Origin of the sequence: Shewanella frigidimarina (assembly GCF_003797125.1) — a bacterium.
In the GTDB taxonomy this organism is placed as follows: domain Bacteria; phylum Pseudomonadota; class Gammaproteobacteria; order Enterobacterales; family Shewanellaceae; genus Shewanella; species Shewanella frigidimarina.
Genome location: NZ_RKKE01000003.1, coordinates 812,096 through 837,968, shown reverse-complemented (window position 1 = coordinate 837,968; position 25,873 = coordinate 812,096). Strand labels below are relative to the sequence as shown.

At 39.2% G+C, this 25,873-nt stretch carries 23 protein-coding genes; 16 read left to right on the top strand and 7 right to left on the bottom strand.

What is annotated here, in order from left to right; translation table 11 throughout:
• Positions 1-9 precede the first annotated feature (9 nt).
• The 6 genes from EGC86_RS13060 (at position 10) to EGC86_RS13035 (ending at position 5,342) form a co-directional block, all read left to right on the top strand.
• Complete coding sequence (locus tag EGC86_RS13060; RefSeq protein WP_123777839.1) at positions 10-918, top strand: class I SAM-dependent methyltransferase; 909 nt, start codon at positions 10-12, stop codon at positions 916-918.
• A gap of 392 nt (positions 919-1,310) precedes the next feature.
• Positions 1,311-1,469, top strand: a complete 159-nt coding sequence (locus EGC86_RS13055) for a periplasmic nitrate reductase, NapE protein (RefSeq protein WP_011638006.1) — start codon at positions 1,311-1,313, stop codon at positions 1,467-1,469.
• A gap of 33 nt (positions 1,470-1,502) precedes the next feature.
• Positions 1,503-1,760, top strand: coding sequence for a chaperone NapD (locus EGC86_RS13050; protein ID WP_011638005.1), 258 nt, complete (start codon positions 1,503-1,505; stop codon positions 1,758-1,760).
• Between the two features lie 2 nt (positions 1,761-1,762).
• Entirely contained in the window at positions 1,763-4,252 is a 2,490-nt protein-coding gene (gene napA / locus EGC86_RS13045; protein ID WP_011638004.1) for a nitrate reductase catalytic subunit NapA, read from the top strand.
• A gap of 11 nt (positions 4,253-4,263) precedes the next feature.
• Positions 4,264-4,734, top strand: a complete 471-nt coding sequence (locus EGC86_RS13040) for a nitrate reductase cytochrome c-type subunit (protein WP_011638003.1) — start codon at positions 4,264-4,266, stop codon at positions 4,732-4,734.
• An 8-nt stretch (positions 4,735-4,742) separates the two neighbouring features.
• On the top strand, positions 4,743-5,342 hold the full coding sequence (locus EGC86_RS13035) for a cytochrome c3 family protein (protein ID WP_011638002.1): 600 nt from the start codon (positions 4,743-4,745) through the stop codon (positions 5,340-5,342).
• Positions 5,343-5,422: 80 nt separating this feature from the next.
• Here the strand turns inward: EGC86_RS13035 and EGC86_RS13030 are convergent, their stop codons facing one another.
• Together EGC86_RS13030 and EGC86_RS13025 are read right to left on the bottom strand one after the other, a co-directional pair.
• Positions 5,423-6,433, bottom strand: a complete 1,011-nt coding sequence (locus tag EGC86_RS13030) for a D-alanine--D-alanine ligase (RefSeq protein ID WP_123777838.1) — start codon at positions 6,431-6,433, stop codon at positions 5,423-5,425.
• A 555-nt stretch (positions 6,434-6,988) separates the two neighbouring features.
• A complete protein-coding gene (locus EGC86_RS13025; RefSeq protein ID WP_123777837.1) occupies positions 6,989-9,091 on the bottom strand; it encodes a TonB-dependent siderophore receptor in 2,103 nt (700 codons plus the stop codon).
• 254 nt (positions 9,092-9,345) lie between these two features.
• Here EGC86_RS13025 and EGC86_RS13020 point away from each other — a divergent pair, with 254 nt between their 5' ends.
• Both EGC86_RS13020 and EGC86_RS13015 read left to right on the top strand, forming a co-directional pair.
• Positions 9,346-10,518, top strand: a complete 1,173-nt coding sequence (locus EGC86_RS13020; protein WP_123777836.1) for a PepSY-associated TM helix domain-containing protein — start codon at positions 9,346-9,348, stop codon at positions 10,516-10,518.
• Complete coding sequence (locus tag EGC86_RS13015) at positions 10,518-10,994, top strand: hypothetical protein (RefSeq protein WP_123777835.1); 477 nt, start codon at positions 10,518-10,520, stop codon at positions 10,992-10,994. Before EGC86_RS13020 ends, EGC86_RS13015 begins: the two co-directional genes overlap by 1 nt.
• Before the next feature lie 93 nt (positions 10,995-11,087).
• Here the strand turns inward: EGC86_RS13015 and EGC86_RS13010 are convergent, their stop codons facing one another.
• Positions 11,088-11,447, bottom strand: coding sequence for a YkgJ family cysteine cluster protein (locus EGC86_RS13010; protein WP_245423151.1), 360 nt, complete (start codon positions 11,445-11,447; stop codon positions 11,088-11,090).
• A 247-nt stretch (positions 11,448-11,694) separates the two neighbouring features.
• On the opposite strand from EGC86_RS13010, the gene EGC86_RS13005 reads away from it, so the two are divergent.
• Both EGC86_RS13005 and EGC86_RS13000 read left to right on the top strand, forming a co-directional pair.
• The gene (locus EGC86_RS13005) at positions 11,695-12,252 is read left to right on the top strand and encodes a hypothetical protein (RefSeq protein WP_123777834.1); all 558 of its coding nucleotides are present in this window, start codon (positions 11,695-11,697) and stop codon (positions 12,250-12,252) included.
• Positions 12,249-14,156 (top strand): alpha/beta hydrolase family protein, encoded by a 1,908-nt coding sequence (locus EGC86_RS13000; RefSeq protein WP_123777833.1) that lies wholly within the window; start codon positions 12,249-12,251, stop codon positions 14,154-14,156. Before EGC86_RS13005 ends, EGC86_RS13000 begins: the two co-directional genes overlap by 4 nt.
• 109 nt (positions 14,157-14,265) lie before the next feature.
• Here the strand turns inward: EGC86_RS13000 and EGC86_RS12995 are convergent, their stop codons facing one another.
• The 4 genes from EGC86_RS12995 to EGC86_RS12980 all read right to left on the bottom strand — a co-directional run bounded on the left by EGC86_RS12995 (position 14,266) and on the right by EGC86_RS12980 (position 19,556).
• Positions 14,266-14,715 (bottom strand): excinuclease, encoded by a 450-nt coding sequence (locus tag EGC86_RS12995; RefSeq protein WP_123777832.1) that lies wholly within the window; start codon positions 14,713-14,715, stop codon positions 14,266-14,268.
• Positions 14,716-15,180: 465 nt separating this feature from the next.
• On the bottom strand, positions 15,181-15,912 hold the full coding sequence (locus EGC86_RS12990; RefSeq protein ID WP_123777831.1) for a hypothetical protein: 732 nt from the start codon (positions 15,910-15,912) through the stop codon (positions 15,181-15,183).
• A 100-nt stretch (positions 15,913-16,012) separates the two neighbouring features.
• Positions 16,013-17,932: an alkaline phosphatase gene (locus EGC86_RS12985; protein ID WP_165872411.1), complete on the bottom strand. Its 1,920-nt coding sequence runs from the start codon at positions 17,930-17,932 to the stop codon at positions 16,013-16,015.
• Positions 17,933-17,951: 19 nt separating this feature from the next.
• Entirely contained in the window at positions 17,952-19,556 is a 1,605-nt protein-coding gene (locus tag EGC86_RS12980; protein WP_041413089.1) for an alkaline phosphatase, read from the bottom strand.
• A gap of 494 nt (positions 19,557-20,050) precedes the next feature.
• Between EGC86_RS12980 and EGC86_RS12975 the strand changes: the two genes are divergently transcribed.
• The 6 genes from EGC86_RS12975 to EGC86_RS12950 all read left to right on the top strand — a co-directional run bounded on the left by EGC86_RS12975 (position 20,051) and on the right by EGC86_RS12950 (position 25,700).
• Entirely contained in the window at positions 20,051-20,296 is a 246-nt protein-coding gene (locus EGC86_RS12975; protein WP_101088214.1) for a penicillin-binding protein, read from the top strand.
• Positions 20,297-20,616: 320 nt separating this feature from the next.
• Positions 20,617-20,961 (top strand): DUF6508 domain-containing protein, encoded by a 345-nt coding sequence (locus EGC86_RS12970; protein WP_123777829.1) that lies wholly within the window; start codon positions 20,617-20,619, stop codon positions 20,959-20,961.
• Positions 20,962-21,762: 801 nt separating this feature from the next.
• A complete protein-coding gene (locus EGC86_RS12965; RefSeq protein WP_123777828.1) occupies positions 21,763-23,013 on the top strand; it encodes a hypothetical protein in 1,251 nt (416 codons plus the stop codon).
• Positions 23,014-23,262: 249 nt separating this feature from the next.
• On the top strand, positions 23,263-23,622 hold the full coding sequence (locus EGC86_RS12960; RefSeq protein ID WP_123777827.1) for a hypothetical protein: 360 nt from the start codon (positions 23,263-23,265) through the stop codon (positions 23,620-23,622).
• Positions 23,623-23,958: 336 nt separating this feature from the next.
• Entirely contained in the window at positions 23,959-24,309 is a 351-nt protein-coding gene (locus tag EGC86_RS12955; RefSeq protein ID WP_123777826.1) for a DUF4870 family protein, read from the top strand.
• 515 nt (positions 24,310-24,824) lie between these two features.
• A complete protein-coding gene (locus EGC86_RS12950; protein ID WP_123777825.1) occupies positions 24,825-25,700 on the top strand; it encodes an SIR2 family protein in 876 nt (291 codons plus the stop codon).
• The last annotated feature ends 173 nt before the right edge of the window (positions 25,701-25,873 follow it).

Genomic DNA, 25,873 nt, shown 5'->3' with positions numbered 1-25,873 from the left:
AGAGAGTGTATGAAAGGTTTTTTACAAATAGTTCCAAATTTGACGTTCGGTGATGATGTTTGCCGTTTATTTCATGGCCGTGGCGGATTATTCGTCGGCGATGAACACCTGTGTTTAGATTGGTATAAGCCAGTATTATTACTCACCAGTTTTAAGATGCTCGAAACCGAACAACTGGATGAATTAGTGATTGCAATAAAGGCCCTTTGGCAGCAACAGCGACCAACTGAAACACTTAATTTGGTGTACCAATACCGTCACGGTGGCCAAACATTCAGTGAGTTATTGCATGGCGAAGTACCAGAACAGCATATAGTGACTGAAAATGGCGCGCGTTTTTTAGTCCATTTATTACGCGGACAAAACCACGGTTTATTCTTAGATATGGCCAATGGCCGAGCATGGGTGAAACAACATGCAAAACATAAGAAAGTGCTAAATCTATTTGCTTATACTTGCGGATTTTCGGTAGTGGCTTTGCAAGGCGGCGCAGATGAAGTGGTCAACATGGACATGAGTAAAGGCGCGTTAAGCATTGGTAAGCAAAACCATGTATTAAATGACTTACCCGCAGGTGCGCGTTATTTAGGCCACGATATTTTTAAATCTTGGGGTAAGTTAACCAAGCTTGGACCGTATGATTTGATTGTGGCCGATCCACCCAGTAATCAACGTGGCAGTTTTGTGGCCACTAAAGATTATGAGCGCTTATTGAAACGTCTGCCGGATTTGCTTGCCCCGCAAGGTGAAGTGTTGCTGTGCTTAAATGCCCCTGAACTGGGTTGTGATTTTTTAATGCAACAAGTGGCTAATACCGCGCCACAATTATCTTATGTTGAGCGAATTGCTAATCCGTCCGTATTTGCTGATATTGATGAACAGAAATCATTAAAAGTATTACGTTACCGCATGAGCTAATTTGTTCACGAGTGACACCTAAACCGACAGTTATGTGGCTGTCGGTTTTTTTATGGCTGTAAAAAATGCCAAGGCATATCTCATGATTAACCCCTTAATAACATCTTGGCCGTGCAAGTAGTTTTTAGTGTCTTATACTTGATACCAATCAAAGAGAATACTGCTCAAAAAACCGTTAAATAATCCTTTATTTAATCGGTATTTATGCTTGATAAGCCTGATCTAGCTAATGATTTATTTAAATTGATGATCTAGATCATATTAACCTCGTTTTACCAATTTGTGAGTATATAGATTGTTACTGCATTAACGATAAAATTCACCCGAGTCGTAATAAAGAAGCAATGAAGCGATGATGATTTGTTGTTTTTATCCCCACTCTTGGAGGGTCCATGAGTAATGAAACTGAAAGTAAAAAGGGTTTAGAGCTAAAGATTTTTATCTTTTTGACCGTATTTCTAGCCCCAATTTTATCTGTCTTACTGGTTAGCGCACTAGGTTTTACTATCTGGTTTAGCCAAATTTTAACTGGGCCTCCAGGCGCAGGCTAATCCTAAAAATAATAAACAATGTGAGAACGATGTATGAGCAATGAACTTCACGTAACCAGCCTAATTGTCCAAGTACACCCTGAGCAAATGGCTGAAGTAAGACAAAAAATTATGGCCATCAAAAATGCTGAGTTGTCAGCTAATAATGACGTTAAGTTAGTTGTTGTCGTTGAAGGTCCGAGCCAACGATCGTTGATGGATGATATATCAACAATTAATGCCATTCCGGGTGTGTTGACTGCCACCATGGTGTATCACCAAAGTGAAGAGCTTGAAGAAGGTGAAGTATGAAAATGAATAGACGCGATTTTATGAAAGCAAATGCCGCTATCGCAGCGGCAAGTGTTGCAGGATTAGCACTACCTACAAGTGCAAGCAACCTGATCACTAGCTCAGAACAAACCAAATTAGAATGGAACAAAGCACCTTGTCGTTTTTGCGGTACAGGTTGTTCAGTTATGGTTGCCACCCGTGACGGTAAAGTTGTTGCAACTCATGGTGATGCCAAAAGTGAAGTTAACCGCGGCTTAAACTGCATTAAGGGCTATTTCCTTTCTAAAATTATGTATGGTCGTGATCGTCTGCAAACGCCAATGTTACGTATGACTGATGGTAAATATGACAAGCATGGCGAATTCACTCCTATCACATGGGAAAAAGCATTCGACACTATGGCCGAACGTTGGAAAGCGACCATAAAAGCCAAAGGCCCAACTGCAGTTGGTATGTTTGGTTCTGGTCAGTGGACTGTATGGGAAGGCTATGCAGCCGTTAAGTTAATGAAAGCTGGCTTTGGTTCAAACAACATCGATCCAAACGCACGTCATTGTATGGCATCTGCGGTAGGTGGCTTTATGCGTACCTTCGGCATTGATGAACCAATGGGTTGTTATGACGATATGGAAGCGGCTGATGCGTTTGTGCTTTGGGGCTCAAACATGGCAGAAATGCACCCAATTTTGTGGACTCGTGTAACCGATCGTCGTTTAAGTGCTCCACACGTTAAAGTTGCTGTGTTGTCGACCTTTGAACATCGTTCATTTGACCTTGCTGATTTACCGATTGTATTCACGCCACAAACTGATTTGGCGATGCTTAACTTTATTGCCAATTACATTATCCAAAATGGCAAAGTGAATAAAGATTTCATCAAAAAGCATGTTAACTTCCGCAAGGGAACCACTGATATTGGCTATGGTTTACGTCCAACGCATCCATTAGAAATGAAAGCTAAAAACGTTGCGACAGCAGGTGACTCTACACCGATTGATTTTGACGAATTTGCTAAATTTGTGGCTGATTATGATGTTGAATCTGTCAGTAAGTTGTCTGGTGTACCAGAACATAAGCTTATCGAGTTGGCAGAGCTTTATGCTGATCCAGATCGTAAAGTGACTTCATTCTGGACCATGGGCTTTAACCAACACACTCGTGGTGTGTGGTGTAATAACCTGATTTATAACATTCACTTGTTAGTCGGTAAAATTTCTACTCCAGGTAACAGCCCATTCTCATTAACGGGTCAACCTTCTGCTTGTGGTACAGCACGTGAAGTGGGTACATTCTCACATCGCTTACCTGCTGACATGGTGGTGACTAACCCTGAGCACAGAAAACATGCTGAAGAAATTTGGCGTATTCCGAGTGGTATTATTCCTCCTAAACCTGGCTACCATGCGGTAGAGCAAAACCGTCGCTTAAAAGATGGCGACCTAAATTGCTACTGGGTTCAAGTGAACAACAATATCCAAGCTGGCGCCAATATTAACGAAGAAGGTTTACCGGGTTACCGTAATCCAGAAAACTTCATCGTAGTGTCAGACGCTTACCCAACAGTGACGACTCAAGCCGCCGATTTGATTTTACCAACAGCAATGTGGGTAGAAAAAGAAGGTGCTTATGGTAATGCTGAGCGCCGTACTCAATTTTGGCACCAAATGGTTACTGCGCCAGGCGAGTCACGTTCAGACTTATGGCAGTTAATGGAATTCTCTAAGCGTTTCACTACCGACGAAGTTTGGCCAGCCGATGTGTTAGCTGCTAATCCTTCATTTAAAGGTAAAACCTTATATGAAGTACTTTATCAAAATGGCAACGTTGAGAAGTTCCCGTTAAGTGATGCCGATCCTAAGTACTTAAATGACGAAGCTAAGCATTTTGGTTTTTACGTTCAAAAAGGCTTATTCGAAGAGTACGCTACTTTTGGTCGTGGTCATGGTCATGATTTAGCTGATTTTGATGTATACCATAAAGAACACGGTTTACGTTGGCCTGTTGTTAATGGCAAAGAAACCAAATGGCGTTTCCGTGAAGGGTCAGATCCATACGTTAAAGCCGGTAAAGACTTTGAGTTCTATGGTAAGCCAGATGGTCGTGCGGTTATCTTCGCATTGCCTTATGAGCCAGCAGCTGAATCACCAGATGAAGAGTTTGATATTTGGTTATCAACAGGTCGTGTGCTTGAACATTGGCACTCTGGTTCTATGACACAGCGTGTACCTGAGCTTTATAAAGCCTTCCCTGATGCAGTGTGTTTTATGCACCCAGAAGATGCTAAAAAGCGCGGTTTACGCCGTGGTGATGAAATTAGAATCGTCTCTCGTCGTGGTGAAATTAAAACCCGAGTTGAAACGCGTGGACGTAATAAGCCGCCTGTTGGCTTAGTGTTTGTGCCTTGGTTTGATGCTAGTCAGCTCATTAATAAAGTGACGTTAGATGCGACAGATCCTTTGTCAAAACAAACTGACTATAAAAAATGTGCTGTAAAGATTGTTAAGGCTTAAGGAGACAGACCATGAAAACAGGTAAATTATTATCGATTATCGCGTTATTAGGTTTCTCTGTAAGTGTAATGGCTACCAGTGTACCTGAAGACAAAATCGACACATTACGTTTAGCGCCAATTAACGTAGAACCGACACCGCCTGCAATGCAAGCGGTGATCAATACCGATGTTAAGCAGGTACGTAATTACCCAATGCAGCCACCGGTGATCCCGCACAAGATTGATGGTTATCAAATCGATCTTAAAGTGAACAAGTGTATCCAGTGTCATGCCCGTACCAGTACTGGTCACTCACAGGCTCCAATGGTGAGCGTGACTCACTATATGGACCGTGATAATAATTTCTTGGCTGATTTATCACCACGTCGTTATTTTTGTACTCAGTGCCATGCACCGCAGTTAGATGCCAAGTTATTAGTTGAAAATGACTTTGTCGATATTGATCACTTAATGAAGGCGAAAGCCCCAGTTAAGCACTAGGAGTCACTATGATTGCAAAATTGTTTGAGCAACTAAAAATAGTGTGGAAAGTGCTGTGTCGTCCGAGTGTCCATTACAGCCTTGGCTTCTTAACCATTGGTGGATTCATCGCAGGGGTTATTTTCTGGGGCGGATTCAACACCGCGCTGGAACTGACTAACCGTGAGCAATTCTGTATTGGTTGTCATGAAATGGAAAACAACGTTTATCAGGAGCTGCAAACCACCATTCACTTCACTAACCGAAGTGGTGTGCGTGCAACCTGTCCTGATTGCCATGTGCCACACAACTGGACTGACAAAATTGCCCGTAAAATGCAAGCGTCTAAAGAAGTGTGGGGCAAAATATTCGGCACCATTAATACTCGTGAAAAGTTTGAAGCAAAGCGTCGCCATTTGGCTGAAAACGAATGGAACCGACTCAAAGCTAACGATTCTTTAGAGTGCCGTAACTGTCATAACTTCGACTATATGGATTTCACTCGCCAGTCTAAGCGTGCATCACAAATGCATTCAACGTCACTGGCTAGCGGCGAAAAAACCTGTATCGATTGTCATAAAGGTATTGCACACCAATTACCTGATATGGCGGGCGTAGAAGGGTTCTAAACTGTTTAACATTGTAAGTGTATAGAAAAGGCCAGCAAATTTGCTGGCCTTTTGTTTTATGCATTTTGAACTAAAATTGTTTACGTTAAATCAACCTGTTGTCCAATCACATCAATTAAATATTCAGTGAAATCATGTCCATGGTTTTGCAACATTTTCGGGAACATTGAAATAGGCGTTAACCCAGGGAAGGTGTTAATTTCATTCAAGAGAATTTGGTTATCGGCAGTTAAAAAGAAATCGATGCGCGACAAGTGACGTAACTTCATCCCTTTAAAGGCTTTTACCGCGTAATCACGGATCAGCTGACTGATCTCTGGGTTTAGGTTATCAGCAACAACGTCGGTGCGAGCCTTACTATTTGTAGCGTACTTTTCATCAAATGAATAAAAGGTATTGCTGTCGCAAATAATCTCACCCGGTAAGGTAGCTACCACTTCACCCTGGTATTGATATACGGCGACCTCTAATTCACGCGCATGGATGGTTTGCTCAACCACAACGTAAGGTGCATAACTGAATGCATCCTTAAGTACGTTAGCGATATTGGCTTTCACATCGACTTTATAGCATCCCACAGACGATCCTTGTGATGCTGCTTTAACGAAAACAGATCCCCAATTATCAAATGCCGTTTCAGTTTGCTTGATTGCATCATCATCTAGTTGATGTAAAAAGATGTAAGGCGTGTTTGGGACGCCTAAAGCTGAAAACCACATTTTAGCGGTGATTTTGTTAAAACAATTACTTGAGGCTTCAGATTCACAACCAAAGTAGGGCAGTTGTATTAAGTTAAAATACGATTGAATATCGCCGGTTTCACCCGGGAAACCATGAATACACGGGATCACATAATCAACTGACCATGCTGGCGTACTGTTATCTTCAAAACGAATTTCACGACGATTAGTCAGGTCGCATAATTTACCGTCTTCAGTGTGGTAATGGCCATGTTTATCGAGTACTAACTTAAGTACCGAAAATTTATCTGACTTTGCCAGTGATGACTCAAAAAAACGTGCAGACATTAACGAAATATCGTGTTCTGCACCGCCACCGCCGCACAATAACAGCAGATTAATCTTTGGCATGGTTGCTCCTGAAAGACCAAAAAAATGGGCTAGATTTGAATTAGATTAGCCCTAAAAAAGTAATGCTTATGATAAAGACCCACAGCCATACAGTGCAAGTAAGAGTTAATAATATTTCAGCTAATTAGGTCAATTTTAGAAGGTAAGTCGATTAAATAGCCACAAGGAGATAATAAACAGCTGTCACACCTTCATTGTCTCACGAACCAGTTATGTTTATTAGCTATGCCAGTTTTGGCTTCACAGGCTTCGGTTGTCATAGTCTTTTAAGCGGCAACACGTGTGGCTGATGAGTAAGTAATAAGGTGATATCGTTTTGCTGTCGACAAGATCAACGCCATCATTTGTGTAGGGCTGGTAAATAATGTTGTGTCTATGTTGAAAAAGAAAACCTCTTTTTATTTTCATAAAAAGAGGTTTTTTATCAATCAATATAATGTCTGCTGTCGTGATCAACCACATTGATTATATCGGTGTGGTAATAAACGCATTACAGAAGAATACTTAAGCTAATGGCATAAATTTCAGTCATTGGCTTTAGCATTTTCATGCCACCTAGAAGCGATAAGTTAAGTTCACCGAACCATTCACAGGCGCGCCGTAATAACCTATGGTCGCCAAGCTATTAATGTATTTTTCATCGGTGAGGTTATTAATGTTAGCTCTTAAATTGAGGTCCTCAGACACATCCCAACTGGCAAAAGCGTTAACCACTAAATAGGCATCTTGCTCTACATTAGAATCAACGTTTTTGGTTTCTGATTGCCATCTGCCGCCGAATCCAACGCTTACTTCTGGCAATTGTGGAATGGTATAATCCATTGAAAAGTTAACAACGTTGCGGGCTGCCCACTCATTTGCTTCAGCGCCGTTGTCATCTTCTACATCAAGCAGCGTATAAGCTAATACTGCATTGAGGTTGTCTGTTATATATCCAGTGACTTCAACTTCAAACCCTTTCGATTCGACATTGGCACCTTTATAATAATAATTTCCGTTGGCATTAAGGCCGGCGTAGCTAGCGAGGTTATTTTGCTCAGCGCTAAATAGTGCAAAGGTAGCCATTAAATCATTATCAAGCCATAGGGTTTTAAGCCCAAGCTCGTAATTTACGCCTTTAGTTGGGTCTAAAAAATACCCATCGTAATCATACTGCTCTTGCGGTTGGTAAATATCTGAATAACTGAAATAGGTGTTTATATCCTCTGTGATGCTATAAACCACACCTGCATAAGGGCTAAACTCGCTCTCGTCATTGTCTATATCAACGCCGCTATTAATACCTTCGCGGGTATATTTAATCGCATTAAAACCAGCAACCACGAATAGGCTGTCATTGATATTGAACTTAGTTGAACCATAAGCGCGAAGTAAGCTTACATCTATGTCAGAGTACTCTACTTTATCGCCCCATTCCGGTTCAGGGATCGCATTGAGATCGTAAGGGAAGGCTGGGGTTGGGCCATATGCAGGAGTCGCTGCAAAATCAAATGGGTGTTGGTACATGTATTTTTTACTTTGAGAACCGCTTAATCCCAAGGTGAGCTCATGATCTTGACCAAATAAGCTGTAATGACCAATTGTGGTGATGTCTACAATATCGGCTGAAAATTCAGTGTCGTAGCGACCAGGCCAACCATTTAATCCTAAGCCTGTGTCCTTATCAATGGTTCCAGAAGCATAAAATAACTTACTTTCATCTTCTAAACCTTGATGGTTATAGGCAACCTTGAGATCCCAATCGTTAGGCAGAATGTAAGTATACTCAACAAATGCGGTTGTGTTGCTAGTGTCCCACATGGTCCACTCTTGTGTTGTGGTCGCACTGGTATCCCACTCAGCTTGGGTGCCGTCAGTATAGTTAAATACTAATCCCCCCCAGGTATTGCCGTCTGTGTTGGCATCTTGGTATGAAAACCCTAACGTTAACGTTGAATTGTCTGTTAATTGGCCATCAACAACAGCGTAAATATAGCCACGATCGTTTTCTAGGCCATCTAGGTATGACCTTTTGTCTTCTACCACCGCAACAACTCTACCAGCCCAACTACCGCTTTCTGTTAACAGGGCAGAGTAGTCAGCTTGTACGCGCTTAAAGTCATCCGAACCGTAGGAAACGCCTACTTCGCCTTCATTTTCATTCGTTGGGCGTTTACGGACATAATTAATGGTACCAGCAGAATTACCTATTCCGGTAAGTAGCCCGTTAGCACCACGAATAACTTCAATTTTTTCATAACCATAAGCTTCCATTGCACCAGTGACGATACCCCAGTCATTAGGTAAACCGACGCCATCAATTTGGGTACTTTTAATTTCAAAACCGCGAGAAGTATATTGTGTGCGGTTAGTTTCCCATTCTTCAACATTAATACCCGTCGCAAGACGAAGTACGTCATTAAGGTTGTTGGCCCCAAAATTAGTTATCTGTTCGTTGGTCACCACACTGATTGACTGAGGAGTTTCATCAATCTCCATGGTTAGCCCGGTCGCGCCTTGGCTAACGCGTTTATAACGAACACCCAAGATTTGGATTTTTTCGATATTTTGATCATTGTTGTCAGCATTTTGTTGTTCGGCTGCAAGGGCGAAGGGCTGTACTAGAAAGCCCATAGCCAAAACTAATGATGAAAGTGCAAAGATGTGTTGAGGTTTCATGTTTTGCCTTATCTTTTTTAGCGCTAAATAATGTTAATGAGGGTACATAATAACTATCAGGTACTAATGTTATTGCTAATGATTATCATTAGCAACCGTTGATGGCGGTTACATTAATAGAAATGGGACGATTAGCACAAAATTTACAATTGATAATAATTATCACTCAATAGTTATTGAGATTCGTTATCAATCGTATTAGCATATGCGGGATATTCATCTCTATAAAGACAACGGACAAATTTGGAAAACAGATGGCAAAACTTAGTAATAAATTTTGGTTTAAGCTTCATGGCTGGTTTTCATTGCCCGTATGGATAATTTTTTGTTTCGTGTGCCTCACAGGAACAATTTCAGTGGTAAGTCATGAATTAACCTGGCTTACAAATCCTGACTCGAGGGCAAGTAACCCGCAAAATCTGGCAGAAAAACCGATGTCAGAACTCGTTGAAATTGTGCAACAAGCGCACCCCACAGCAAACATCACCACAGTGATGAGCTTTGAGTCTTATCTGGTTAATGCGGTTATTTTTAACGATAGCGATGCGCCTTTTGCCATTGCTTATGTCAATCAATACACCGGCCAAATACAAGCAATTAATCTTGGCATGACCTTCACTAATTTTATGCGCTCATTACACGGTTGGTTACTGTTTCCATGGCATGTTAATTACAGTGTCGGCTATTACATTGTCTGTTTTATGGCAATTGTGATGTTGGGTGCATTGGTTTCTGGACTGGTGATTTATAAAAAGTTCTGGCGTTCATTTATCCAGCCAAAATTACGTTTAAATCAAGGTAAAAAAACATTGCTTGCAGATTTACATCGATTGGCAGGAGTGTGGTCAATGTGGTTTTTAATGCTTATGAGCATTACGGGTTTATGGTATTTAACACAAGCTATTATGTGGCACAACCACATAGATTTGGAGCCACACGCGCCATTAATTGAAGCAAGCCAAGTGCCTACATCAGCAAATGATGCTCCCATTAGACCGTATACGTTATCTAATGCGCTGCAAGTAGCCGAGCAAAAATTTCCGGGTTTTAAAAGTACCTACATTATGCTTCCAGAGCACAATCGAGATACTTATAAAGTGTATGGCCAGGGAGATCATATTTTCTATGATCAGTATGCTTATGGTGTGACAGTGAATCCCTGGAGCGGCACTATTGAAAGTGAAAGATCGCCAGCGGCAATGACAACCTTACAAACCCTATCGCATATTGCTGATCCACTGCATTACGGCACAATAGGTGGTTTGTGGACCAAAGTGATTTGGTTTATCTTCGGTATTTTTCTAACGGGAATGTCTATCACAGGATTTTTAATGTGGGGAAGTCGAACCGTAAAAGCCGCCAGAACCGACCTAGATGCTCCGTTGGCAATACACAACCCACAACTTGTCGAGCAGGAAGGTAACTAATGGCCCGCATTAAAAACACCATATGGAATCGTTACAAATATAAAATAAATGGCTTAGTGCTAGTGCTAGTTTGTTATTTTCTATATCAGTCTCTATTCCCGCAATTCCCTGATGCATGGGAAACTAAAGCGGTTGGCGCTTTTGAAATAACACCTATGCCGTATGATCTTGATCCGCCATATCTTCACGATGGTACCTACACTAAGGATTTTTTATTATTGTTTAGTAAGGGGCAGGTAAACAAGATCCGTCAAGCATATTTAAATATTGGCACAGAGCCTCTACCATTAGAAACATTACAAATGGGCGATGCAGGTATCTTGCACGGCAGTCAGCACGGACAAGAAGTTCATGCTATTGCACCAGAAGTATTAACAGCAGAACATAAGGCTTGGTTAACCATTGAAAATTGGCAGGGGCAACAAAAAGTCATTAGCTGGAAGTTACCTAATGCACTTTTTCAGCCATCAAACTAACCGATTATAGTCCTTGGAACGGCTTGGTATTATCAAGCCGTTTGTCGATGTTAAATGTAATAGCATTGCATTTAACATCGTATTCTTAGGCAGTTAAATGCCAAAGGCTTCGCGTTCAGAAACACATTCGTATTCAGCCATTTCAAATTCACGGCATATCAGCGGCCGAACTTCGTAAATCGAACACATCATAGTATCTCGGTCTAGCGCTGCACACCAACCATCATCAAGTCGGCGCATCACTTCTCCGCCCCAATTATCTTTGGCTATATACACTTTAGGCACACCAGTTTCGGTTATTAACATTACTTCTAAACGGCAACAACAGGCTTGGCAATTTGAACAGGTCACAGCCACTGGTTGCTCTACAGCGCTTATCGATGCGGGAGTCGATGTGGGAGTCGATGATTTATCGGACGACTCAGGGAACATGGTAATGATATTGGTGGGCATTTAAGGGCTGCAGTTGAACATTTGGGATAAGGATAGCGTAAATTTGTTCATGAAAGATAAATTTACTTCAAATAGAGGTGATATTTAATTTTTGATGACAACCAAATTACTCCAGTAATCAGAATTTATATTTTATTTCAACAGTTTATTTGTTATATTTTTGAGGTAAAAAGGTTGAAAGTAATGGTGAAATCAGCTGTTTACTCATTTCATTAATAAGAATAACAAGTCAACAAGGAGTTGTTGTGTGAAAGGATATCGACGATTGCTGCAAAGCGCATTTTGCGTGGTTTTATGTTGCGTTTCAACATTGGGTTATTGCCTAACCGAACTGAGTAAAGATGAGGGATATATTCTTGTTGCGATGAAAATTGAGCAAGGTTACGTACCGAGTCATATTACGTTAGACACTGAAGGATGGTTGTCGGACTTAAGGTTTGAAAAACTTAAGTCAAACTATAATTACTGGCTCGTAGTGGTAGATGCAGGCAGCTACACTTGGAATCGCGTGTACCTAGGAAAACAGACTTATATTGACTTAGCGGATCAGAAGTACGTGATTAATGTTGAGGCCGGGAAAATCAATTATGCAGGCCATCTTTCAATGTACACCGAGATGAATGGCAGCTTAAATTACTTGATTGGTGGTGCTCGGTTTTATTTTAATAACAAAGCCAGCAAAGCGTTGGAATACATGGAATCTAGCTATCCTGAAGTATTGGCTCAATATAATTTGAACTACACAGGCAAAGAAAAAGACCACTTTTTTGAATATGCTAAAGCAATTGAAGGGAATCAATTATGAAGCTGATTAAATGTATTCTCATTGCATTATCGCTTTTCTCGATGACCGTCGCAGCAAGCCTTGAAGACGACTTCTTCAGAAATCCAGATGTCGTTGCACCGAAGTTAAGTCCGCAGGGGCAACATTTACTATATAAAAAACTGGTCGATAACAATTATACAGTGATACTTGCTGGCACAGATTTTAGTTGGGATACCAAGGTGATTAGTTTTACCCAGCAATCTAGACGGTCCATTAGTGATTTTGGCTGGTTGGGTAAAGAGTATTTTAGTGTCACGACATTTGATCGCCATTCTGGTATCCAGTTATTGATTTACAAAGTTGATACAGCCAATAGCGTCACTCAGGTTGCTTTACTAAAACAAACTTACTTATTTGATCCATTACTCGCTGTTGACGATATCTTTATCGCCCAGCGCTATAAAAATGGCAAAGCACATTTATTTACTATTAATGTAACTGATGATGCTTTTGAAGCGCAGTTTCGCAGTAAAAAGAGTATATCAATAGGGCCATTTCCTGAAGGTGCATGGTTACTTAATCCTTTTGGTGAACCTAACGTTAATTTTATTAGCAAAGGGGGCGTAACAGAGGTTCATGTTAAAAAAGCCGACAGTCGTAAGTGGCAACAAGTTTGGCGGCAAGATGATCAAACTAAATTTATACCAGTATGGTTTGATGATGCTAAAAATGAATTATTAGTGTTATCCGAACAGCAAAATGGTTATCAAAGCTTATCTCGATATGATGTTCAGTCTAAGGCTTTTACTGGTGAAGTTTACAGTCTGCCAGGGCGTGATATTGTCGGCATTATTCAAAACCCTTACGACAGCAGCATCATAGGTTACACCTATATGCTCGGTGGAGTGTTAGTGCAAAATTATGACAATAAGTTGTCAACATACACTGGTGCATCAGAGGGTAAAGGAGATAAAGAAGACAATTATGTTATTCACTTTGATCAAGATTACCAAAAAATAGTGACGATTAGTCAATCGATCGATTCACCTTCTGCTTATTATTTATTCGATGCCGAAACAGGTAAAAGCCAGCTTATAGGTGAAGAGCGACCTTGGTTAAATCAATACTCATTAGGCAAAAGTTTAGTGATTAAATCGACTTCTTCAGATGGTGTTGAAATTGAATCTTATTTAACGATGCCAAGCAATTCTGCCGCTAAAGACGTCCCCTTACTTGTGATGCCTCATGGTGGACCGTTAGGTGTTAATGATACGAGACACTTTTCAGTTGATGTACATTATTTTGTTCAAAAAGGTTATGCAGTATTAACCCCAAATTATCGCGGATCATCAGGCTTTGGCAAAAAATTTCTTAATAGTGGCAAGCGTCAATGGGGCCGACTAATAGAAGACGACATTGAGTCTGCCGTTACCAAAGCCATTGCTCGAGATGATATTGACGGCCAAAAAGTGTGTGTGTTTGGGATCAGTTATGGTGGGTACTCAGCATTAATCAGTGCTATAAGACGACCAGACTTATATAAATGTGCCATCTCTTATGCCGGTGTGACAGACATACCATTACTGTTTTCTGATCATAATATTTCTGAAAAAGATGATTCTCGGCGGGTTTTGATCGATATTCTTGGTGATCCAAATGAATCTTGGGATACCTTAATTGAGTATTCACCGGTGTATAGAATGAATGAATTATCTATTCCAATTTTTATTGCTCAAGGCGGGAGGGACCGCGTAGTCGATTCGGAACATTATTTTCGATTGAAATATGTGTTAGATAAATTAGGCAAGTCGTATGAGTCTATGTTTTTTGAAAATGAAGTTCATGGATTTAACTACATCATTACACAACAAGCGCTATACAATAGTATTGATAAATTCATGCAGCAAAGTTTTGCTCAAAGTGAAATCGCTTCATCCTTATAATCTTAAACAGTTAATCAAAGCCACTGTAATTCAGTGGCTTTGCATGCCAGTTAATAGTATTAAACCCTATCTGGCCCTGTGAATGAAAAACTTACGAAAAAATAGATGCTTACAACGTAACCACTTTACCGGTTAGTGCAACGCCTGCAACAATATTGCCAGCACCGCACTGGAAAGTGTCATTGCTGCTAGTAAGATTATTTTTATAATTTGATTTTATTTCAACGACAGCATTACCGCCTTCTTTAACCGCTCGCTCTTTTAGCGCGATCATTGCCGATAGAAACACCCAATGGCAAGCTTCGATATCAGATTTATTAAAGGCATTGGTCTTTTTGTTAGCACTGAATTCACCGATAATTTTTACTGGTTCTGAATAAGCCTGATCACCAAAATAAAACGCGACATTGCTGCCAAGTTTATTTTTTGCGTGTTCTGTACTCAGCGCATCTGCTACCGAATAACTGCCGACATCGTCGCGGGCATAAGAGATAGAAGGGGCAATAGCGAGTGCAAGAGATAACGCGATGATTTTATTTTTCGTACTATTGTTTTTCATACTTAGAAACATCCTTTTAATTGGTTTGGCTTTTACGGTGAAAATCCTTTGTGCGAAGCAAAATAACATTAACTCACTGATTTTACACCTATCAATGAGAAATATTCAATTTTTAGGTAGATGATAACGTTAGACAGATGATAACGTCAGATAGAAACAATAAAGCATCAACAGGTGTAATACAGTGTGTTGATTTATTTTGGGTAAAAATAATGTCTATGCAGTGACAACGTCTAACTGGTGTTGTCCAAATGTGAGCATATAAGCCTTATCTCATCACTTTGCCATGGCGTTACGTTGAATCAGCTTCATTAAGGGTAACGCTTCACTTCCCTGTGATGGCGAGACAAATAGCATGGTTATTACTTTGTTTGTCTTAAACAGAGGCGGGGAGAGCGGAGATAAATGTAACGGCTTGCATTACTTAAGCCCATAAGTTTTTAAGTACGATAGCTAATGCTGATGTTAATGCTGATGTGCCGACGATAATGAATTTCCTTCGCTGTCATAAAATCCTGAAGCGCTGTGTTCAATAAAACCTAAGTTGATCATTTTTCTAAAAAACGGGTCAGATTCATTATCGCCAATATCAGCAAAGTCGGTAGATTGGTACGTAGAGAATGTATCTAACTGTTGTTGAATCATTTTGTTGTCGTAAGTCACTTCGGTTAATTGCCAATTTACGGCTTTATCTGCGGATTCACCTTTATCTGACAATACAGTACTAATGCGTTGTACTAGTTTTTTTGCTGGAAACCACCATATATCAACCGTTTTTGTATTTGTTTGTTGTTGATAATGTTCTAGTTTATCGCAGCCTTGCCCAGTAGTTTCAATGAGTGTTGACTGTTTTTGAAATAATGGGTGCAATAATTGTGCATGATATTGCCATGCTTGATTAGATATCGTCTTGGTTGCTTCATATTCAATGGCGCGTTTGTCATCAATAAAGTATGAGGTTTTTTTCATGTGATTATGTGGCAGTGTTGTCCATTGTGTTGCTACTTGTTGATTGCTGATGTGAAATACAGAATTTTGGGCTCTTAATAGTACCAGTTGGTTTTGTTTGTTTGATGCTGCATCGTGAGTCGTTTGTTCAATGTTATAGGTCGCCATAAGCGTAGTTGATTGGCAAGTGTCACTTGCTGAAGCAAATAACGGGAAAGTAATAGCGGTTAGTAACAATAGAGTTTTCATGTGTTTCATCTTATTGGCTGATTAAGTATCAAGGTGGAAGCTAAAAGTTAAAGAATAGGGGCGAACCCCTATTCTTTATTGATGACTTATATAGCGGTCTTTATTGAGTTGCACCAGAAAGGTTGCCAGCGTAATCCATTACATGGAATATTAAGCTTTGCTCATTAGTCCCTGTAATTAAGTGAGCGCCAGGTCCTACAGCAAAAACGCCAACGTCTTCACCTGCATGCGTTTCACTGCCTAGTGGCACTAGCGACTCTTGGTGGAAACCTGCTGTTGATGTATCAATATCGGTTAAGTCAACACGGCCAGTTACCGCAGCCGCTGCATAACTGGCATCGGCATCAGTTTCTGTCCCTAAGTCTCTAAAGCCAAGGCCGTTGGTGTAACCTACCGTGGTATAAGGCATATCGTCTGAGGCTAAACTTGGCTCAGTCGCACCAATACCAACCACTTTACCTAAGATTGGGTTACCGCGTTTAGGGTAGCCTGCAATGGTAAATACATGGCTGTGATCAGCTGTAACAATAATTAAAGTGTCTTCTTGGCTTGTTGCATCAACCGCGACTTGCACCGCTTTAGCAAACTCAATCGCGTCATTTAGCGCGTTGTAAGCATTTCCGGCATGGTGAGCATGGTCAATACGACCAGATTCAACCGTTAAGAAGAAACCTTTATCGTTATTATTAAGCACCTTAATGGCAGTGGCGGTCATTTCTGACAAGCTAGGTTCACCGGCAATATCATTTTTACGGTCAGCTTCGTATTGCATGTGCGATTCGTTAAATAAACCAAATACCCGTGGTGTTGTTTCAGTGTCTATAGCATTAAATGAAGCCTGGTCAAATACATAAGCACTTGTTGCGTACTTCGCTTGCCATTCTGCGGTTAAGTCACGGCCATCAGTACGGTCACCTTCAATAGTACTGACTGCGTCATTGCTGTTATATGCGGCATCTTTAGGTAAAAAATGACGACGACCACCACCCATAACCACTTCAATACCATCAACATCTACACCGGCATATCGAGCTTCTAAGTTGGCTTCAAAATTGACTAACTGTAATGCAATATCTTCACAATTAGCGCGCTCAGGGTTGTTGGCAATATCCATATCTGAGATATCTTCCCAGTTACGATCTGCTGACTTTGCATAAGTTGCTGCCGGTGTCGCGTGGGTAATACGTGCGGTAGAGATAACACCCGTTGATTTACCTGCAATTTCAGCTAACTCTAACGCAGTGATCATCTCAATGCCTTTCGTGCTAGCACAGTTGCCACGAACCACATCTTCGTCAACACCTAGTACGCCAGCATCTGTTTTAATGCCTGACATCATCGCTGTCATTGTTCCTGCTGAATCTGGTGTTTGTGCATCAACGTTGTAGGTTTTTGCTAAACCAGAAAATGGGAATTTATCAAAGCTTAATTGGTTTTCTTCACCCATCATGCCTTTATTTTGACCATCTAAAATACGCGCTGCGGTTACAGTTGAAACACCCATACCGTCACCAACAAATAAAATCACGTTCTTAGCTGAGCCTTTAAGTGCGGTTATTTCTGCTGCGGTAGATGCAGTTGCAATCGATACGTTGGCATTGTTTGCTAATTGGGTATCAATTTTATTCCAAATATCGTCTGCTGTTTCTATTTCGGCAGCACCTTGTTTAAACCATGAGTTATTTAAACTGCTTAGTAGTTCGGTATCGTTTACTGTGGTCGCTGCAGGCGAACATACATATTGAGTTGATGTGATTTCTGACGCATCTAAAACGGTATCAGCATTTGTATCGATACCCGAGTCGATTTGCACACCACCATTGAGACAATTAGCATTACCTACCGCTAAAGGGGTTTGGGTAATTAACGCGTTGGATCCGTTCGTACCATTAGTACCGTTTGATCCATCAGAACCATTGATACCGTTAGTTCCATCTGTGCCATTGTCACCGTTATCGCCACAAGCTGATAATGCAAAAACCAATGAAACTGTTAATGTTGATAATATAAATTTATTCATCATAAAAACCTTATAGGGTCTATTGACCAACTAAACCAAGAGCACGATTGATTAAATGGAATACAACGCTTTGTTCAACAGTACCTTGAACTAATTGCGCACCTGGGCCTGATGTATGAATAGCCACATCTTCCCCCGCGTGAGTTTCGCTGCTCAATGGAACCGTCACTTCTTGGTGATAACCAGAGGTTGTTGTATCGATTGCGGTGATGTCTTGACGGCCTGCAACAGCTTCAGCAGCATAAGATGCATCGCCATCTGTTTCAGCCCCTAAGTCTCTGAAACCAAGTCCATTGCTATACCCTAATGTGGTGTAAGGATTACCAGCTGAATCTTCGCTAGGCTCAGTCGCACCAATACCAACCACTTTACCCAAAATAGGATTACCACGTTTTGGATAGCCTGCAATGGTAAATACATGGCTGTGATCAGCAGTGACAATGATTAGCGTTTCTTCATCATTTGTTGCGTCTAATGCCGCTTGAACAGCATTTGAAAACTCAATGGCATCATTAAGCGCTGTGCTTGCACTGCCAGCATGGTGTCCATGGTCAATTCGGCCAGACTCAACCGTTAAGAAGTAACCTTTTGGGTTATTATCAAGTATTTTAATGGCTTTTTCTGTCATTTGAGACAGGCTGGGTTCGCCTGCAATATCATTGGCTCGGTCAGCTTCGTATTGCATATGCGATTCATTGAATAAAGCAAAAACACGTTCAGTGGATTCTGTATCAATAGCATCAAATCCAGTTTGGTCGATAACGTATTGACCATTTGGATACATAGCACTCCATTCTGCGGTCAAATCGCGGCCATCGGTACGGTCGCCTTCAATAGCGCTAACGGCATCGACACTATTAAATGCGGCATCTTTAGGTAAAAAATGACGACGACCACCGCCCATCACAACATCAATGCCATCGACATCAACACCGGTGTAACGTTGTTCTAGATTTTTTTCAAAGTTAACCAGTTGAGATGCGATATCTTCGCAATCTGCACGTTCAGCATTATTGTCAATATCCATGTCTGAGATATCTTCCCAGTTACGGTCTGCTGATTTTGCATAAGTGGCGGCTGGCGTTGCGTGAGTAATACGTGCGGTTGATAGCACACCCGTCGATAAGCCTTTTATTTCGGCTAACTCTAAGGCGGTTACTACTTCATTGCCTTTGACTGAGGCACAAGTACCACGAACGACATCTTCATCAACACCCAGAACACCAGCGTCTGATTTTAAGCCGCTCATCATGGCGGTCATGGTGCCTGCTGAATCTGGTGTTTGTGCATCTACATTGTAAGTTTTAACCAGAGCTGAATAAGGAAATGTTTCAAAGCTTAAGTAACCTTCTTCACCAGAATTACCGGCTAATTGGCCTTTTAAAATCCGAGCAGCGGTAAGTGTGGAAATCCCCATACCATCGCCAACAAACAAGATGACATTTTTTGCTCTTGTTGATCTTGATTGTTGTAATTTTTCTGTGATGGTTGCTTGGCCGTCTTTATACCAAGCATTATTGAGTTGTGTGTCAGTCGTTGTCGCTGCGGTTGCAGAACCTGCGTATGTTGCCGAAGACAATATACTAGCGATAACCACTGATAAGCCTTGTTTGAGCATATTCATATTACCTATGTTGTAGTTAAGTTATTTGAGAACCTGGCCATAACATAGAGGTTTACAATGAACGTTAAGTAACACTGCGATTACAATTTGATTACAAGAGCGTTTAGGTTTTATGTGTATATAATCAAGTTGTTGATTTTATAGTTATTTGATAATAATCCTAGTATTGGCGTTATTACAGAACAATAAGTTTGCTTGGCCGCTATGCTTTTGAGTTTTTTGTATGCAATTAACACCCAACACCATGATTAAATTAACTAATACATTAATAAACGAGCATAAAACCTATCGTAACCAGAGTTGAAAGAGGTTAAGTTGATTAGCTATAAAAGAGGGGGCATAGTTGAACTCCTACCTTGCTTATGTGTTTATTGACACAATCAATCGCAACTCTACCTTATGGCAGAATAGTTAAGTAAGATGTTATTAATTCCAACAATTAGATAAGGACTGTTTGTATGGGGGAAGTTATAAGTAATCAGATGAGGGAAGTTATGAGTGAAGTAAATAGTGAAGTAAATAGTGACAAAATGAGTGAGTCTGCATTAAACGCATTGAAAATTGCGTTTACCTACATGCCTAAATCAATTGAAGTGACTAAATATGAGTATGGTGACAGCTACCAAAAAATATTAGATCACATTGAAACCGTTAGGGAAATATTACTGATTAATGATGTTGATCCTGAAGAAGTTTATGGTGAGGTTAACCCTGAGAGTACGCCCAATTCAACCTATTGATTGAGTGCAGTGAATGTCAGTTAGGGGCGGATAAAAATGGATCACTTGCCTTTTTAAAACCTCATGGTCAGTAAACGGTTCTTGTTGCAAAACTATGTTGGCGTATCTTGTCATATATTTATGATATCAAAAGATATGCTTTTATATGTTTACTCCACCATGTCGACGTTTTTAGTTGACGCTGCTACAGCATCATTTTTACCTGAATATTTTGTTAATTAATACACTGTTAGCAAGTAACATTTGGCGAGCATTCATTACTCACTATTTTAGCTATGAATACTTGCTTGTTGCTGTGGTATAGGTTTTATGGAGTAAGTATGTTTTTAAAAAATGATGTAGAAAAGCTTGAAGAGGGCTATATGCTGGCCAAACAGGCATTAGCTGATATTGATAGATCGAGTGGTTATCCCAACTATCCAGATGCCATCTCAAAATTTATGAGGGCTCTTTGTGGTCCACCATGGGGGAAAATTGATTACGATCCACGACAAATAAAGAATATTATGTCTAACATAACAACAGCATCAGCTGATGATCTTTGTAATGTCTTAACGTATGTTAATCGGATTGAACGTTTTGGTGATGGTCAATGGGCTGTTATTTTGGAAGGAGATCTTTTCCCTTTAGTTATCTCCCGTGCATACGAACTGACAAAAACCTAAGAATCAATAAACAAGGGCAAAAACAGTTGATTTGGATTTATGTTGTTAACTCATATAATACTATTCATTAAAACGCTGGAGAGTTGCTTTAGCCATTTTTTCTAAACGGTTAAATACTAAAACCTGTGGCTGGAACTGCAGTGAATGTTGGAATTAAACGCATATAACGGAGCGTTATATTACTAAGGAAAGTATAAATTATCGCATTTAAAATCTTGTTGTTAATTGGCTTGATGCAACTTTTGCTCAAAACGGAACGTCCAGGCTTGTGTGCTGGTATTTATGCCGCAATTGTTTTTATTTTCAGCTTAATAGTTGATGTTAGTTTTATCGATGTAATAATTGGTACGGCAGTTTCAGGCGTGTTAGCATTTATTTATTTTTGGTTACTCGATCGCTTCAGAGACACATTTACTTTCTGGATAATATTTGTAGTGGGGCTTGTTCTAGGTGTTATTTAGGTTCACTTGTAATCGTGATATAACAATTGTATTTAATAAGTCTACAAGATGTTTGGCTTTCACCTGCTATCACAATCTTTAGTTAAACGTTATAGTGCTTGATAATTATTGAATTATGAACAAGGATGTCATGTGTTTAAATTGAAAAAATAGTATTCATACTGGTATTAGTCTACGCCATTCATATCAATAACATGGCCATGATTATAATCCATTATCGTTAACAAAATATGATCCCGGCCAAGCTTGAGTGTTATCATTAAAATGTTACTGATTCATGTGTAAATATACATATTTTAAATTTTACCACCACTTAAAAATTTTAGCAGGATATATTCACATGTGCATAAAACATAAGTTACTTATAATGCGAAATATCTACTTGTCGGCCTTTGTATTGCTGGTTTATACAAATCACTTATATGCTAATGAACCTAGTGAGTTAGGTTTTTTGTATAAGCAAGTCATCGATGCGCCAAAAAACAAATCATATAATGATACAATTAGTAAAGTCATTGAAGTGAAAGATAAATATAAAGGCGACCTACAAAGCCAGTTTGCAATAAATCAGCCGTTAACAACGTTATATTCATATGTAGGACAGTATGAAAAGGCAATTAGTTTTCCTACTGATGATCCACTTATTACCGAAGATCTTATTGAAAGCCTTTTTCCAATATCGGCAGTAGACAAAATACTAACAATGTCCAAAGAAACTCAAATTGTCATGATAAATGAGGCGCACCACATCGCTCTTCATCGTACTTTAACAACATCTTTACTGCAAAAGCTATGGAGTAGTGGGTATCGTTACTTAGCAATTGAAACTCTATCAAAGAGAGATGTTGACATCAATATTCGAGGGTATGCTATCGAACGCTCTGGCACATATTCTAACGAACCCGTATATGCCGAAATGATCAGAACAGCTAAAAAACTTGGTTATCAAATTATAACGTATGATGATTCTTCGGGTAATGAAAGAGAGAAGGTAGCAGCTAAAAAAATATATAACGCGTCATTTTCTATTAATAAAAATGCCAAAGTTATAATTCATTGCGGCTATAGTCATATTTTAGAAAAAAATCTTAAAGACAAAAGAACCTGGCTAGCAAACGAATTGGCTAATCTTACCGGTGTCAATCCGCTTACCATTAGTCAAACTAATTTAATGGAATCGAAAACGTTAGAATTTGAAAATCCGATTTATAATAAAATTTTAAACAAATTTAACCCGATAAATCCAACCATTTTAACTGATAATTTGGGGGCCGTATGGTCAACCATGCCAGGGCAGCACGATGTTGATGTCATTTGGCCGAGAACGACATACACTAATACTCGACCAGATTGGTATATTAAAAATTACGACTTAATCTCATTTGAAGGCAAATGGTGTAGAGATAAATATCCATGCATTATTGAAATCAGAAGGGAAAATGAATTGAACGCTGTACCATTTGATCGACTACGTATTGAGCGGAAGCCAAACGAAAAAATCGTACTGCGTTTACCTTCACATAAATCCATTATATTTGGTTTCAATGAACACGGAGAACAAGTGTTTAAAGGACCAACAAAAAATCATTAGTAACGGCAGATGTTATCATAAACAAAAAATAATATGGCCATCTTAACTGAATGAATATTGGACACTCCACTACGCTTTAATTACTCATGCTAAAAATGAAGATGGCTAGATAAAGACAAACTATTGTGAGCTTAGTATCATAATAATGGATGACTGATTAATTGTATCAATTGTTCAAACTGCCTGATGGTTTAGGTCGAATGCTTGCAAATGACTTATCTAAAATAATTTCAACGGATTTTTTATAAAATGAAATATATTCTAAAAATGTTAAGTGTTACTTTTTTGTTTTTAATTTTTGCTCTGGGCTGTATACCTAAGTCTTCAGCGAATAAAGATGAAATTAATGGCAAATGGCAATTAATCGAAGTGCAGTACGAAGATGATAGTTCTAACTTTTTAGACGGTGGTAATGTTGTCGTCATTGAAGATGCTAGAATAATCGAAATTTTCTCAAATCAAAGTCGTAAAGCTTATAGTTATTATAGGGATGATAATATCCTTTATGTAACTTCAGGTGATGAGATTATTGAATGGAAAATACTGTCATTAGATAATTTTAATTTGCATCTAAAAACACCAATAGGTGTTTATATATTAAAGCGCTAGAGGCTATATTGTAGTGATCAACTACTTTTGAGCAATAAATTTGGTTTAGCGCCTGAATAGCTTCAACTCCTTAAACGTCAGGCTGTACAAATATCCAGATCTCAATAAAGCCGCGAGTGCTGCTTTTACTCTACCGTATTGCTCATCAGTTTCCATATGCCACTCAGTTTGTTGATGATTTTCGTTCAACTTTTACATTTGAATAGTCAGAAAGCTATCGCAATCAACGCTAGAAGCAGTTATGTTAATTGTCTTAAAAATGAGAGGCATAGTTTCTTGTTCAGCAAATATTGAAGAATCAATTATAAAATTCATCACAATTAAAGGATAAAATAGATGAGTGAAGTAGTAGAAAACGTCCCTACGACAAAGGAACAAACCAAAATAGTTTACTTACTTTACATGGTAGGTTTACTGTTTGGTATTACAGGTATAATCGGTGTAGTAATGGCTTACATCAATAAAGGTGATGCCCCTGAATGGTTAAAAACCCATTATCAGTTTCAAATTAGGACTTTTTGGATTGGTGCTATTTATATCTTCTTAGGCTCAATTTTATCCTTAGTTATCATTGGTTGGTTTGTACTCTTATTCTGGGCGGTTTGGCTAATAATCCGCTCACTCAAGGGCATGAAAGCACTTGAACTGGAAAAACCAATTGAGAACCCTACTGGTTGGTTATTTTAAAAGCCTAACTACCTAACAAATAGGGATACGCTGCGTCCTTAGCTCAAGTGTTGAGCCAGCCCCAATACTTGAGATGTTACTCTTTATCAAGTCAATAACAAATCAAGAATTGAAACTAAAAAAGCCACCCTGCTTATTAGCAATAAAATGGGTGGCATGATTAATTTAAACCGTTTGCTGTTGCTTTTTAGTTAAAATTATTGGCACACTAAATGGGCGTTGAACTAAGCCGCTGTGCGGAGCCAAATGATGACCAAACAAAACAATGATTAACTCCCCACTATTATTGGCTATAAAAATGGATGGCACACTTTAGGTTATCGAAATAGTGGCTTCAATAGAACCACTTATAAAAGTTAGTTAGTGTTGATTTTAATAACAAATAAAATGAAACGAGTAAATCTACAAGCTCATTATCATTATCATTATCATTATCATTATCATTTTCCATTTTCCATTTTCCATTTTCCATTTTCCATTTTCCATTTTCCATTTTCTACGAGAACTCGTTAAATATGAAACTTAAAGTCTCCCCAGAAGAAATAGCAAAATATCACCGAAATGGGGAACTTTCCTTATTTATTGGTGCTGGTATTTCTGTAGGTTGTGGTTTGCCACATTGGGATAGCTTGATAGAAACAATGGTTACTAAAGTATGGCGATACAAGAAACCAACTCCAAGCAAGGAGGTTATAAATTATATAACATCGCAATCACCAACAGACATCGCTAGGTTGGCGAAGATTGAAGCTGGTATCGATTTTAATCGAGTTGTTGCTGATTCACTTTACTCAGATCGAAGTATTAATATATCCGAAACAATAATATCAATAGTTAACTCTGGAATTCGGCATATTTGCTCACTTAATTATGATGATCTACTCGAGGAAGGTTTCGGTTTGGAAATGAAGGAGTGTCAATCCGTAGTTAAAGGCAGTAAATTTAATATACATAATCCAAGACCAATAATTTACCATCCACATGGTTATTTACCGAGGTGGGGAGCGCATGCTGAATATAGAAATTATGATGTCGTTCTTTCTGACGATGATTATAGTTCCCTATATTCTGACCCTCTCTCATGGGCAAATACTGTTCAGACTTCACTATTAGTAACTAAAAGTGTGTTGTTTGTTGGTTTGTCGATGCAAGATCCTAATTTAAAAAGGTTATTAACCCTAACTAAATCAATAGGATGTCAGCATAAACATTATGCAATTTTACCAAGTCCTAGACTTACGATGGGGGCTTTAAAGTCTAAGAGTTATGAGAATATCCAAGAAACAATCACAACAGATATGCTCGAACGTAATGTGAAAATACATTGGATCGAAAACTATGACGAAATACCTCATTATATAAATGAGATTTCTAAAATTAGTGAAAATTAATAATAAACGCTTTAATGGAACAAAACAGTTGACTACATTCCATAGTTTAACCAATGATTATTTTGTCAGTTATTAGGACATTACGACTCTAATCACCTTATTTTTTCTAATAAAAATAAGCATTATCCCTAACGTATTCTTGTTTCAATTTTCGCTAGCACCTTCGTTCTTTA

What these genes read in the sequence shown, in the direction of transcription:
- EGC86_RS13060 (WP_123777839.1), top strand. Translation starts at nt 10, where the DNA reads ATGAAAGGTTTTTTACAAATAGTTCCAAATTTGACGTTCGGTGATGAT.
- EGC86_RS13055 (WP_011638006.1), top strand. Translation starts at nt 1,311, where the DNA reads ATGAGTAATGAAACTGAAAGTAAAAAGGGTTTAGAGCTAAAGATTTTT.
- EGC86_RS13050 (WP_011638005.1), top strand. Translation starts at nt 1,503, where the DNA reads ATGAGCAATGAACTTCACGTAACCAGCCTAATTGTCCAAGTACACCCT.
- napA (WP_011638004.1), top strand. Translation starts at nt 1,763, where the DNA reads ATGAATAGACGCGATTTTATGAAAGCAAATGCCGCTATCGCAGCGGCA.
- EGC86_RS13040 (WP_011638003.1), top strand. Translation starts at nt 4,264, where the DNA reads ATGAAAACAGGTAAATTATTATCGATTATCGCGTTATTAGGTTTCTCT.
- EGC86_RS13035 (WP_011638002.1), top strand. Translation starts at nt 4,743, where the DNA reads ATGATTGCAAAATTGTTTGAGCAACTAAAAATAGTGTGGAAAGTGCTG.
- EGC86_RS13030 (WP_123777838.1), bottom strand. Translation starts at nt 6,433, where the DNA reads ATGCCAAAGATTAATCTGCTGTTATTGTGCGGCGGTGGCGGTGCAGAA.
- EGC86_RS13025 (WP_123777837.1), bottom strand. Translation starts at nt 9,091, where the DNA reads ATGAAACCTCAACACATCTTTGCACTTTCATCATTAGTTTTGGCTATG.
- EGC86_RS13020 (WP_123777836.1), top strand. Translation starts at nt 9,346, where the DNA reads ATGGCAAAACTTAGTAATAAATTTTGGTTTAAGCTTCATGGCTGGTTT.
- EGC86_RS13015 (WP_123777835.1), top strand. Translation starts at nt 10,518, where the DNA reads ATGGCCCGCATTAAAAACACCATATGGAATCGTTACAAATATAAAATA.
- EGC86_RS13010 (WP_245423151.1), bottom strand. Translation starts at nt 11,447, where the DNA reads ATGCCCACCAATATCATTACCATGTTCCCTGAGTCGTCCGATAAATCA.
- EGC86_RS13000 (WP_123777833.1), top strand. Translation starts at nt 12,249, where the DNA reads ATGAAGCTGATTAAATGTATTCTCATTGCATTATCGCTTTTCTCGATG.
- EGC86_RS12995 (WP_123777832.1), bottom strand. Translation starts at nt 14,715, where the DNA reads ATGAAAAACAATAGTACGAAAAATAAAATCATCGCGTTATCTCTTGCA.
- EGC86_RS12990 (WP_123777831.1), bottom strand. Translation starts at nt 15,912, where the DNA reads ATGAAAACTCTATTGTTACTAACCGCTATTACTTTCCCGTTATTTGCT.
- EGC86_RS12985 (WP_165872411.1), bottom strand. Translation starts at nt 17,932, where the DNA reads ATGAATAAATTTATATTATCAACATTAACAGTTTCATTGGTTTTTGCA.
- EGC86_RS12980 (WP_041413089.1), bottom strand. Translation starts at nt 19,556, where the DNA reads ATGAATATGCTCAAACAAGGCTTATCAGTGGTTATCGCTAGTATATTG.
- EGC86_RS12975 (WP_101088214.1), top strand. Translation starts at nt 20,051, where the DNA reads ATGAGTGAAGTAAATAGTGAAGTAAATAGTGACAAAATGAGTGAGTCT.
- EGC86_RS12970 (WP_123777829.1), top strand. Translation starts at nt 20,617, where the DNA reads ATGTTTTTAAAAAATGATGTAGAAAAGCTTGAAGAGGGCTATATGCTG.
- EGC86_RS12965 (WP_123777828.1), top strand. Translation starts at nt 21,763, where the DNA reads ATGTGCATAAAACATAAGTTACTTATAATGCGAAATATCTACTTGTCG.
- EGC86_RS12960 (WP_123777827.1), top strand. Translation starts at nt 23,263, where the DNA reads ATGAAATATATTCTAAAAATGTTAAGTGTTACTTTTTTGTTTTTAATT.
- EGC86_RS12955 (WP_123777826.1), top strand. Translation starts at nt 23,959, where the DNA reads ATGAGTGAAGTAGTAGAAAACGTCCCTACGACAAAGGAACAAACCAAA.
- EGC86_RS12950 (WP_123777825.1), top strand. Translation starts at nt 24,825, where the DNA reads ATGAAACTTAAAGTCTCCCCAGAAGAAATAGCAAAATATCACCGAAAT.